The 11,290-nt window shown below is 59.4% G+C and carries 9 protein-coding genes; 5 read left to right on the top strand and 4 right to left on the bottom strand.

Annotation, left to right across the window (positions count from 1 at the left end):
* Positions 1-157 precede the first annotated feature (157 nt).
* Genes CGERO_RS04405 through thrB form a run of 5 tightly spaced genes read left to right on the top strand, consistent with a single transcriptional unit; the run spans position 158 to position 7,221 of the window.
* Positions 158-1,810, top strand: coding sequence for an L-lactate permease (locus tag CGERO_RS04405; RefSeq protein WP_123933656.1), 1,653 nt, complete (start codon positions 158-160; stop codon positions 1,808-1,810).
* A 39-nt stretch (positions 1,811-1,849) separates the two neighbouring features.
* On the top strand, positions 1,850-3,502 hold the full coding sequence (gene argS / locus CGERO_RS04410) for an arginine--tRNA ligase (protein ID WP_123933657.1): 1,653 nt from the start codon (positions 1,850-1,852) through the stop codon (positions 3,500-3,502).
* Between the two features lie 9 nt (positions 3,503-3,511).
* Positions 3,512-4,906 carry a diaminopimelate decarboxylase gene (gene lysA / locus CGERO_RS04415; RefSeq protein ID WP_123933658.1) on the top strand — a complete coding sequence of 465 codons (1,395 nt, stop codon included), beginning with the start codon at positions 3,512-3,514 and terminating at the stop codon, positions 4,904-4,906.
* 49 nt (positions 4,907-4,955) lie between these two features.
* Positions 4,956-6,299 carry a homoserine dehydrogenase gene (locus CGERO_RS04420; RefSeq protein WP_123933659.1) on the top strand — a complete coding sequence of 448 codons (1,344 nt, stop codon included), beginning with the start codon at positions 4,956-4,958 and terminating at the stop codon, positions 6,297-6,299.
* A 1-nt stretch (position 6,300) separates the two neighbouring features.
* Positions 6,301-7,221, top strand: coding sequence for a homoserine kinase (thrB, locus tag CGERO_RS04425; protein ID WP_123933660.1), 921 nt, complete (start codon positions 6,301-6,303; stop codon positions 7,219-7,221).
* On the opposite strand, the gene CGERO_RS04430 is transcribed toward thrB, so the two are convergent.
* Genes CGERO_RS04430 through narI form a run of 4 tightly spaced genes read right to left on the bottom strand, consistent with a single transcriptional unit; the run spans position 7,218 to position 11,283 of the window.
* Positions 7,218-7,910, bottom strand: a complete 693-nt coding sequence (locus CGERO_RS04430; RefSeq protein ID WP_123933661.1) for a helix-turn-helix transcriptional regulator — start codon at positions 7,908-7,910, stop codon at positions 7,218-7,220. The two genes, thrB and CGERO_RS04430, sit on opposite strands and share 4 nt — an antisense overlap.
* Before the next feature lie 6 nt (positions 7,911-7,916).
* The gene (locus CGERO_RS04435) at positions 7,917-9,782 is read right to left on the bottom strand and encodes an ATP-binding cassette domain-containing protein (protein WP_123933662.1); all 1,866 of its coding nucleotides are present in this window, start codon (positions 9,780-9,782) and stop codon (positions 7,917-7,919) included.
* Positions 9,779-10,483 carry a molybdate ABC transporter substrate-binding protein gene (gene modA, locus CGERO_RS04440; protein WP_123933663.1) on the bottom strand — a complete coding sequence of 235 codons (705 nt, stop codon included), beginning with the start codon at positions 10,481-10,483 and terminating at the stop codon, positions 9,779-9,781. Before modA ends, CGERO_RS04435 begins: the two co-directional genes overlap by 4 nt.
* A gap of 11 nt (positions 10,484-10,494) precedes the next feature.
* Complete coding sequence (narI, locus tag CGERO_RS04445) at positions 10,495-11,283, bottom strand: respiratory nitrate reductase subunit gamma (RefSeq protein WP_123933664.1); 789 nt, start codon at positions 11,281-11,283, stop codon at positions 10,495-10,497.
* Positions 11,284-11,290: the final 7 nt, after the last annotated feature.

Genomic DNA, 11,290 nt, shown 5'->3' on the forward strand with positions numbered 1-11,290 from the left:
TGGATTGCTTTTGTGCATAGTGATTCGCGTTGCGAAAGTTGGCAATTCCCCCCTTCTGGGGCAATAGTGGAAACCAACTCAAGAAGTGAATTAATGAACGTGTGCAGCCGAGACGTATCTTAGGTCACAGGCTGCGAGAATAGGAGAGCACACTATCGTGTTTAGTCCCTCAACGAGTGCTGTCGCCGGCAGCCTCGGCCTTTCCGCCCTCTGCGCGATCCTGCCCCTCATCGGGTTCTTCATCTTTCTCATGGTGCTGAAGATGAAAGCCCACTGGTCAGCGATCGCCTCCGTCGGTGTCGCGCTGGTCACCGGCATCCTGCTGTTCAAGATGCCCGCTCAACTTGCGGTTCTCTCCCTTACCCAGGGCATCGCCTTCGGCCTCTTCCCGGTGGTGTACATCATCTGGATGGCCGTGTGGGTCTACGACCTCACCGTGAAGTCGGGTCGCTTCGAGGATCTGCGCACCATCTTTTCCAAGATCGGCCGTGGCGATATGCGTGTGCAGGCCATGCTCATCGGCTTCGCTTTCGGTGGGCTGCTTGAAGCACTCGCGGGCTTCGGCGCTCCGATTGCCATCGTTGCGGCAATGCTGTTGGCCATCGGACTCAAGCCGATGAAGGCCGTGCTGGTGACCTTCGTCGCCAATGCCTCTCCGGTGGCTTTCGGTGCGATGGCCATTCCGGTGACCACCGCAGGCTTGCTCAATCAAATTCCTGGCGATCAAGTTGCGGCGATGGTTGGCCGCCAAGTGTCACTCATCGCCCTGGTTGTTCCTTTCGTGCTGGCGCTGATTATGGACGGAATGCGTGGCGTACGCCAAACCTGGCCGATGGCACTCACGCTGGGGGTGGCCTTCGGTGGTGGGCAGTTCCTTGCGTCGAACTATTTCTCTTACGTTCTTACCGACGTGGTGGCCTGCCTCATTTCGCTCACCGCCGGTGTGTTGCTGCTGCGAGTATGGAAGCCAACCACGCCCCAGGAGCAGGCTTCGGAAATTGATGCCTCCAAGCTGCACCTCAGCACGAGTAATGCTGCCTTGGCGCTTTTCCCCTACGTGCTCATCGTGGTGGTATTCTCCATCACCAGCCTCTGGCGCATCGGTTTCGACCTGCCCGCGGCATTGAACAGCACCGCCATCAAGATCGAGTGGCCAGGCCTTCACGGCAACCTCGTGAACGAGGCAGGCGAGCCAATCACCAACACCATCTTCAACTTCAACTGGCTGTCCACACCCGGCACCATTTTGTTCTTCTGCGGTCTCATCACCGCGCTTGTCTACGGTGCTACTTCGCAGAATGGGCAGTATCCCATGTCGCTGGGCAAAGCGCTTAAAGCCCTTGGCGAAGGTGCCTACAAGATGCGCTATTCAGCACTCACCATCGCTGCGGTGATGGGACTTGCTTATGTGATGAACATGTCTGGACAGACTGCCTCGATTGGTGCATTCCTAGCAGCAACCGGCGCGATCTTCCCTCTGCTCTCGCCAATCTTGGGTTGGATCGGCACGTGGGTCACGGGATCCGCCACCTCCGCCAATGCCCTGTTCTCTCAGATGCAGGCCACCACGGCTCAGCAGGTTGGCGTCAGTCAAACGCTGCTTATCGGTGCGAATACTGCCGGTGCAACCTTGGGCAAGATGATGAGCCCACAAACGCTCACCATTGCCGCCACCACCGTGGAGATGGAAAACGGCGAGCGCAAGATCATGGCCAAGGCTTGGAAGTACTCCCTGGGCCTGCTGGTGTACATCTGCATCATCGTCTACTTGCAATCCACACCGATCCTGAGCTGGATGGTGGTGGGCTAGTTTTCCCACTTGGCGTGCAGGCAATTACACTGCATAGCCATGACTCCAGCCGATCTCAGCCTTTTCATTCGTTCCACTGCAACCGAGGTACTCGAGGCACGCGCACTCGATGCCTCGGTTTTGCCTGAGCAGGTAGTGGTGGAGCGCCCGCGTAACCCAGAGCATGGCGACTACGCCACGAACGTTGCGTTGCAGGTTGCCAAAAAGGTTGGGATGAATCCCCGAGAGTTTGCCCAGCTGCTTGCCGACGCCCTCAGCTCCGACAGTGCCATCGAGGTTGCGGAAGTGGCTGGCCCCGGATTCCTCAATATTCGCCTCGCTGCGGATGCCCAAGGCAAAATCGTTGCAGACATCTTGGATGTGGGAGAACAATTTGGGCACTCGGACGCCTATGCAGGCCGCAACGTGAACCTCGAGTTCGTCTCAGCGAACCCCACCGGCCCAATTCACTTGGGTGGTACCCGTTGGGCTGCGGTGGGTGATTCCCTTGGCCGCGTGCTTGAGGCCTCAGGGGCAAAGGTGACCCGTGAGTATTACTTCAATGATCACGGTAGGCAGATCAACGCTTTCAGTGAATCCTTGGAATGTGCCGCATTGGGCAAGCCGACCCCAGAAAACGGCTACGGCGGCGCCTACATTCAGGACATTGCTCAGCAGGTGGTTGAGGCCGATCCTTCCGTGCTGGATCTTGAAGGCGAAGCAATGCGCGAGGCATTCCGCGAGCGCGGAGTTGAGCTCATGTTCGCTCACATCAAGAGGTCCCTGCATGAGTTCGGCACGGACTTCGACGTGTACTTCCACGAAAACGATCTCTTTGACAACGGTGAAGTTGACAAGGCCGTGGAAAAGCTGAAGGCCAACGGCAATCTGTACTCCAATGAAGGTGCATGGTGGCTGAAGTCCAGCGAGTACGGCGATGACAAAGACCGTGTAGTGATCAAGTCCGACGGAGATGCCGCCTACATCGCGGGCGATATTGCGTATGTGGCAAACAAGTTTGACCGCGGCTACAACCTCTGCATCTATATGTTGGGCGCGGATCACCATGGCTACATCAATCGTCTGCGCGCCGCGACGGCGGCGATGGGTTACGACGCAGAAGGCGTTGAAGTGCTCATCGGTCAGATGGTGAACCTGGTGCGCGATGGCGAGGCAGTCAAAATGTCCAAGCGCGCAGGCACAGTGATCACTCTTGATGATCTGGTTGAGGCAATCGGCGTGGACGGCGCACGTTATGCGCTGATCCGCTCCTCCGTGGATTCCAGTTTGGACATCGACTTGGAGCTGTGGTCCTCGCAATCCAGCGACAATCCGGTGTACTACGTGCAATACGGTCACGCACGTCTGTGCTCGATCGCCCGAAAAGCAGAGACGCTGGGTGTGCAGGCATCCACCGAGCAGCTTGGTCTGTTGGAGCACGAGCGCGAAGGCGATCTCATCCGCACGCTCGGGGAATTCCCCGCAGTGGTCAAAGCTGCCGCTACTTTGCGTGAACCCCACCGTATCGCTCGCTATGCGGAGGAACTCGCAGGAACCTTCCACCGTTTTTACGATTCCTGTCAGATTCTGCCGAAGCAGGGCGAAGAAGCCACGGAGCTCCACCGTGCCCGTCTGGCGCTGGCCGATGCGACCCGCCAGGTGCTCGCCAACGCCCTGGGTCTGCTCGGTGTGAGCGCGCCGGAGCGGATGTAGGAGATACGTATGGATCACGTTGTAGGCATTCAGTACACGTCCAGTTACTCACCCACCAAGCGCGTGACATTTGCGGAAGGCGATTTCAACGGCCTTCCGGCCCATGTATGGCCTAAGAATGCCTCGCGCGACGATTCAGGCGTCGTGAGCATCGCTGGGGTTTCCTTGCCTGAGTTAGCGGAGGAATTTGGCACCCCGCTGTTTGTGGTGGATGAGGACGACTTCCGTTCCCGTTGCCGGGCACTTGCCCGCGCCTACGGAGCGCCCGAGCGTGTTCACTATGCCTCCAAGGCGTTTTTGACTCGCGCCATCGCTCGCTGGGTTGCTGAAGAAGGCCTGTCCTTGGACGTAGCCAGCTATGGCGAGCTTCGCGTGGCGCTTGCCGCTGATTTCCCCGCAGAGCGCATCACTGCCCACGGCAACAACAAGCAGGCGGAATATCTGCAATTGTGCGTGGAATCCGGTGTGGAACATGTGGTACTCGACTCCTTCCAAGAGATCGAAGAGCTTGCGGTGGAGGCCGAGCGACAGGGCAAGGTACAGCCCGTCTTGGTGCGCGTGACCCCAGGTGTGGATGCGCACACTCACGAGTTCATCGCCACCAGCCACGAGGATCAGAAGTTCGGCTTTTCACTCGCGACGGGAGCGGCCTTCAAGGCCGCGCTTGAAGCGCATGAGCATCCTTCGCTAAATCTGCGCGGCCTACATTGCCACGTCGGCAGCCAGGTATTCGACGCCGATGGCTTTTCTCTTGCGGCGGAACGTTTGATGGGCTTGTTAAGCAAGCTGCAGCAAGAACTCGGCACCAAGTTGCCCGTGTTGGACTTGGGCGGCGGTTATGGCATTGCCTACACGGAAAATGACACCCCGTTGGACGTCGAAAAGGTAGCAAAAGACCTTATCTCTCGCGTTCGCGCCCAGGCTGAAGTGCTCGGGATTGAGGCGCCAGAGATCATGGTTGAACCTGGCCGCGCCATCGCCGGGCCTTCCACCGTCACCGTGTATGAAGTCGGCACGATTAAAGACGTCAACGTCACAGACGAGCACACGCGGCGCTACATCGCCGTGAATGGCGGCATGAGCGACAACATACGTCCCGCCCTCTACCAGGCAGAATACGATGCGCGCGTGGTTTCTCGGCTCTGTGATGGCGAGGTCACCGATACTCGCGTAGTAGGAAGCCACTGCGAATCAGGCGACATCTTGATCGCAGATGAGCGTTTTCCCAACGACATTCGCCCCGGTGACCTCTTGGCTCTAGCAGCCACGGGCGCCTACTGCTTTGCCATGACCAGCCGCTACAACATGTTTTCGCGGCCCGCCGTCGTGAGCGTCAACGATGGTGAGGCGCGACTAATGGTTCGCAGAGAGACGATTGAGGACTTCCTGGCGCTTGAAGGCTAGGGGTTCGCTACTATAGATAGGCATTTGCCAGCAAGAAGCGAGGAGCAACATGACCGACGCCCAGAACAGCATGTTTAAACCCGGAAAAGGTGCAGGTGAGCCTGTAGGACTTGCCATTTTGGGTTATGGCACCGTCGGCAGCCAGGTGCTGCGGCTCATTCACGAAAACGCCCAAGACTTCCTTCATCGTGCTGGTGGCCCTTTGGAAATTCGCGGCGTGGCCGTATCCAGCGTGGAAAAGCATGAGGGCTCCCTTGCTAGCGAGCTCGGGCTTCTGACAACCGACGCCGAATCACTGTTGCGCCGCGATGATGTGGACATCGTGGTGGAGGTCATCGGCGGCATTGATTATCCCCGCAAGCTGGTGCTCGAGGCACTTCAAGCGGGCAAGTCCGTGGTGACCGCCAACAAGGCGCTGGTTGCCGCCCACTCGGAAGAACTCGCTCGCGCCGCCGATGAGGCCGGGGTCGATCTCTACTTCGAGGCGGCCGTCGCTGCCGCCATTCCCGTGGTCGGACCCCTGCGCCGCTCCTTGGCCGGCGATCAGGTGGAGAAAGTGGCGGGCATCGTCAATGGCACCACCAACTTCATTCTCGACGCCATGGACGCCACCGGTGCTTCTTACGATGACATGCTGGCCGAGGCCACCCGCCTGGGATACGCGGAGGCGGACCCGACCGCCGATGTTGAGGGGCACGATGCCGCCTCGAAGGCAGCGATCCTCGCATCGCTGGCGTTCCACACGCGAGTGACCTTCGAAGATGTTTATTGCGAGGGCATTTCCAACGTCACCGCTGAGGACATCGAGGCCGCGAAACAAGCAGGCCAAACCATCAAGCTGCTGGCCATCTGTGAGCGCTTCCGAGATGCCGAAGGGGTAGAGAAGGTCTCGGCGCGCGTGCACCCCACCTTGGTGAACCGCGATCATCCACTGGCGAGCGTATCCAAGTCCTTCAATGCCGTATTCGTGGAGGCGGAGGCCGCCGGTCGGCTCATGTTTTACGGCAATGGTGCGGGCGGTAACCCAACCGCTTCGGCTGTACTCGGCGATATCGTTGGCGCAGCACGAAACAAAGTCTTCGGTGGTCGCGCGCCCGGAGAATCCACCTACTTGGATCTGCCAATCGCTGATTTCGGTGAGGTGCTCACCAGCTACCACATCGATATGGAAGTCCAGGAGCGACAGGGTGTGCTGGCAGAACTTGCCAAGATCTTCGCAGACAATGGCATTTCTTTGCGGACCGTCCGCCAGGAGGGCGGCGATGATGTCGCACGTCTAATTGTGGTGACGCACCCCGCAAAGGAATCGGACTTAAGCGCCACTGTTCAGCAGGTCAAGGGTATCGAAGCAGTCAAGAGCATCACTTCGGTGCTGCGACTCATGGAGGATTAACATGCGCGAACTGCAACCGGGACGCAAAGTCCACGTCCGCGTGCCAGCTTCTTCAGCGAACCTCGGTCCCGGCTTTGACACCCTTGGCCTGGCCCTTTCGCTTTTCGACGACGTGTGGGTCGAAGTTAGCGACGCAGGCTTGGAAGTCCTCGTTGAGGGCGAAGGTGAAGGCGAAGTGCCTGTAGACGAGCGCCACCTGGTGGTCCGAGCCATCCGCTCCGGACTTGATGCTGCCGGTGTATCTGCCCCCGGCCTCAAAGTGACCTGTCGCAATCGCATTCCACAGTCGCGCGGTTTGGGCTCATCGGCTGCTGCGGCGGTGGCCGGAGTAGCCGCCGCAAATGGGCTTGCCGGGGGAGTGCTGAGCACTGAGGAGTTGGTGCAGCTTTCCTCCGCCTTTGAAGGTCACCCCGACAATGCGGCAGCTTCAGTCATAGGCGGCGCCGTGGTTTCATGGACGTCCACGCCAGTCGACGGAACGGATCCGCAATACAAGGCTGTGGCCATTCCGGTGCACGCAGAAATCCGAGCCGTTGCCCTGGTTCCTAACGTCCGTGCCTCCACTGATGCGGTGCGCCAGGTGTTGCCCAATGAGATTAGCCACATCGACGCGCGTTTCAATGTCTCACGCGCCGCGCTGATGACAGTGGCGCTGCAGCACCATCCAGAGCTGCTGTGGGAAGCCACCCGCGATCGCTTACACCAGCCTTATCGCGCAGATGTGCTGCCTTTGACCGCCGAGTGGGTGAATCGGCTTCGCAATCGTGGTGTTGCTGCGTATCTTTCCGGCGCTGGCCCCACCGCCATGGTCTTGGCAACCGAGGCGGTTCAGCCCGAGTTACTGCAGCAGGCTGCCGAAGCCGGCATGCAGGTTCTCCCGCTTGATGTGGCCGGGCCCGTGGAAGTCAACGTTCTGGCTTAACCCTGGCGCTGGATCTTCACGCAGCAGGCACCGGGTTTGTCGTATGGCTGAAGATCCAGGCGCACCGTGGCGTCGTCAAGCAGCTCCCGCAGGGTGCCCTCGTGCACAGCACAAATGAACGGTGTTGGTTGGAAATCTTCGGTGGCCAGAGGGCAGCTGTGCATCGCGATGTGGGTCTGGTGCTCATCATGATCGGTTGGCGCTGGGTCGAAACCCATTTCGCGCAAATAGCCCGTAAGCCGCCCAACGAAGCCGTGATGGGATTCGGGGTGCTCCAAGCCTCGTTCGCGTAGCTTTTCTCCCCAGCGTTTCCCAATGACTCTCGCGGCGGCCTCCGCCTGTTCGGGGGTAGCGAACTGCTCTTCAAGAAATGCTCCCATCACCTCAATGAGGGTGACATACTCTGCGGCGACAGTGCGATTATCGGGGATGCGAACCTTATAAATTAATGAGGGTCGGCCGCGACCAATAGCCGGTGCAGTGAAGGAGTGGATGGCTCCGCGCTCCGCTAACTCATCCAAATGCCCGCGAATGGTATTGACGTGCATATTGAGCTCTTCTGCCAGTTCAGACACACGGGCGCCGTCCGGATAGTCGCTGAGAGTATCAAGGACCAGCCGTTGTTTCGGGCTCAGGTTGAGAGACTCAGGAAAGAGATCAGTGGCTGGGCGTGGAGCGTGATTATTCATGATTCCTCAGTGCTGACTTGGGGCAGGTGAACGGTAAACGTGCACGTTTAAGGCTTTAACAGCGCAAATAACGTTTGCACCTACCCGGAGTTGCAAACGTATCGCCGACGCTTGCGTGGTGTGCAAGGTTATCGATGCTGCTGCAAATTTTACACGCACAAACACCACATTTTTATGAATTTCTATCGATGTGATTCGCCCCTCCCACTGGTTGCGTGCAGACTCCTGTGTCGTCCGATTCTGTGGGACTTTTAATGTGACGGCCTCTGGAGCGCACACGGCGATTGCCTGCTCGGCAGCGTTGAGCGATTCATCGCTGGTGCCCACCACAGTGAGCCCTTGGCAGTCCAGCTCCACGACGCCGTTTCGAACTGCTGTTACCGTGCCCTCCAAGCGATTCAGCCCCACAAAGGACGCGGAGAAGTCGCTGCTGGGGCGTTGGAATTCCTCCTCAGTGGCGCGAATCAGCGCGGTCTTTTCGGCCTCCAGGATGAGAACATGGCTCGATAGCGTTGCCACATCGGTGGGATTATGGCTGACCATCATGATGGTGCGGTTTCGTTGAGCCACCTGAAGCATCCGCCGCCAGCGCTGGCTGGCATGGACATCGATGGCGGCCAGGGGCTCGTCGAGAAGCAAAATGGAAGACCTAGCAGCCAGGGCCCGCAGCAATGCCACCTGCGCTGCCTGCCCTCCGGAGAGCTGTTGGTTCGGAATAGCCCCGAGCGCCTCCATCCCCGCAGCCTGCAGAAGTGCATCGGGTTCGTCGTGGACCATCGCAATGGTTTCGAGCACCGTGGCGCTTGGCGGCAGGCCTGGAGATTGGGTGAGCATGACAATGCCGCGCTGCCACATCGCGTTGGGTAGGCGAGCGCCATCGCCGAAGACCTTCGCCGGAATTCTCCCGGCGATCTTTCGCAGCAACGTGGTTTTGCCGGCACCATTTGGTCCAATCACACCGACGCAGCTTCCAGCGGGAATCGTGATCTTGCCCAAGGTGAGGTTTTGAGCAGCACGATTCGGTGCGCTCAGCCGCGCGAGAGCATCGAGATCCATAGTCTGCAGAGGTACGGCTTTGGTGGGTGGCTGCGCGCGGAAGAGTCCGGGCAGCATCGCCAGCGCGAGCATCATAATCGCCAGCAGCACCAGGATCGCTGCGAGCCCATAAGCCGCAGTTGGATCGGTCTCGCGCTCAAGATAGATACCCACCGGCAGGGTGCGCGTGACCCCAGGCAGCGAGCCCGCGAATGTCAGGGTGGTGCCGAATTCTCCCAGCGAGCGAGCAAACGCAAGCCCGGCGCCGGTGGCTATTGCGGGACGAAGAGCAGGCAACACAATGCGGCGAAGGATATAGGTCGGCGATAGCCCCACCGATTGCGCTGAGTACCACACCTCGGCGTCGAATTGGCGCAGTGCGGCGTCCACGGTGACCACAAGAAAGGGCAAAGAGACGAAGGTGTGCGCCAGAACCACACCCGCGAAGCTGAAGGCCAATTGGACGTGCAATTGATCAAGAAGTGGCGCCAATAAGCCTTTGCGCCCGAATGCAGCGCCAAGCGCCAAGCCACTGACCACCGGAGGCATCGCGAGGGGGAGCAATACCAGAGCTCGGGCAAGGTTTCCCCCGCGCGGCATGACCTGGAGACTCAACGCCAACGGAACGCCAAGAGCGCACACAACAATGGTGGAAAGCGCCGCGCTGGTCAAAGTGATGCCCAACATGTGCTGCGTAGAAGGCTCGGCAAGAAGCGCTGGTAGGTGCCGCCATGGCACTCGCAGTGCCAGCGCAAGCAAGGGTAAGAGCAACAGCAATAGTGCGAGCCACGCCAGCGCGTGCACGCCGCGGGGTATCAACGGAGCGCGTTGTTTCATGGGCTCGGGATGAAGCCGTATCGTTGCCAGACTTCGTCGAATGAAGCGCTGTCCAGCTTTTCGACGACCCCCGCAGCCGCCTTCTGTTTGCTCGAATTCTTGACCACCGCCGCCATGATGGTGTTCTTGAATTCTTCGGCGTGGGGGATCTCGATTACCTCAACCTGTTCTGAGGCTGCTGCCGCGTCGGTGCGGTACACCACGCCAGCGTCGGCTTCTTGGCTGATCACCTTGCCGAGGACGTCGGAGACGGATTGTTCCAGCGATGCTGGCTTGAGTGTCACGCCATTGGCCTTGGCGAGTTGCGCAGTGGTGTCGCCGCAGGGCACGTTGGCGTCGCAGATCACCAGCAAGGCGTGATCGAGCGAGGAAAAGCTGCTGATCTTAGCGGGGTTGCCCTTGGGCACGATGAGCACCATGTCATTGCTGGCTACCGCACGCGGTGCTGCAACGTTCGACTGTGCGAGCTTCATTGTTTGCTCGTTGGCCGTAATGAGCACATCGGCCTCAGCGCCCTCGGCGATTTGTTGCACCAGTGCCGAAGAACCGGCGTTGTTGAAGCTTAGGGAGGCGTCGATCGCGGCGGCCAAGTCCTCGTTGATGAGGCGGGTGGATGCAGCGCCGAAAACCTGCAGTGAATCATACTGCGCGCAGGCTTGAAGAAGCATCAGCGCTGCTGCAACAGGCATGATCCGCTTCATTTTTTAAGCTCCTATGCTCCGTACCACTGACCTTCGTCGTTGGGCTCGTGAACTTGCTTCTTGTTTGAGCGTACCGGCTCCCATGCGACGTGCTGACGAGTGGGGCCAGTGCGAGTATCGCGGGAGCGGTACACCACATAGGGGCGTGTGGTGTAACCGACGGGCGCAGAGAACACGTGCACCAGGCGGGTGAAGGGCCACACCGCCAGGAGCGTGAAGCCGGAGAGCACGTGAACCTTGAATTGCCAGGGCACGTCCGCCATCCACTCCGGATGCGCATTGAAGATCAACAGTTGGCGCAGCCAGGGCGAAATCGTTTCGCGGTAGTCATAGCCGTGCGGCCCGCCGAAGACCTGCGTGCTCACGGTGGCGATGAAGCCGGAGAGGATCGCGAGGGCCAGGAGCACGTACATGACCTTGTCCGATTTCGATGTGGAGAGAAACACCGAGCGATGGCGCACACGGCGATAGATCAATCCAACGAGGCCGAGCACGGCCGCGATGCCTGCGATGGTGCCGGGAATGGTGGCGATGAGGTGATACGCGGCATCGCTGATGCCTACGGCTCGGGTCCAAGACTTTGGGAACGCCAGGCCCATGACGTGGCCGAGTATCACGAACATCATGCCCCAGTGGAACAGCGGGGAAGAGATACGCAGGAGTTTGGACTCATAGATTTGGGTGGAGTGTGTGGTCCATCCGAATTGATCGGTGCGCCAGCGCCATGACATGCCCAGCACAAACGCCACGATCGCCAGCCACGGGTATGCCACCCACAGGAAGTTTGCCAGAGAATTCATGGTGGAT

The organism is Corynebacterium gerontici (assembly GCF_003813985.1).
In the GTDB taxonomy this organism is placed as follows: Bacteria; Actinomycetota; Actinomycetes; order Mycobacteriales; family Mycobacteriaceae; genus Corynebacterium; species Corynebacterium gerontici.

What these genes read in the sequence shown, in the direction of transcription:
- argS (WP_123933657.1), top strand. Translation starts at nt 1,850, where the DNA reads ATGACTCCAGCCGATCTCAGCCTTTTCATTCGTTCCACTGCAACCGAG.
- lysA (WP_123933658.1), top strand. Translation starts at nt 3,512, where the DNA reads ATGGATCACGTTGTAGGCATTCAGTACACGTCCAGTTACTCACCCACC.
- CGERO_RS04420 (WP_123933659.1), top strand. Translation starts at nt 4,956, where the DNA reads ATGACCGACGCCCAGAACAGCATGTTTAAACCCGGAAAAGGTGCAGGT.
- thrB (WP_123933660.1), top strand. Translation starts at nt 6,301, where the DNA reads ATGCGCGAACTGCAACCGGGACGCAAAGTCCACGTCCGCGTGCCAGCT.
- CGERO_RS04430 (WP_123933661.1), bottom strand. Translation starts at nt 7,910, where the DNA reads ATGAATAATCACGCTCCACGCCCAGCCACTGATCTCTTTCCTGAGTCT.
- CGERO_RS04435 (WP_123933662.1), bottom strand. Translation starts at nt 9,782, where the DNA reads ATGAAACAACGCGCTCCGTTGATACCCCGCGGCGTGCACGCGCTGGCG.
- modA (WP_123933663.1), bottom strand. Translation starts at nt 10,483, where the DNA reads ATGAAGCGGATCATGCCTGTTGCAGCAGCGCTGATGCTTCTTCAAGCC.
- narI (WP_123933664.1), bottom strand. Translation starts at nt 11,283, where the DNA reads ATGAATTCTCTGGCAAACTTCCTGTGGGTGGCATACCCGTGGCTGGCG.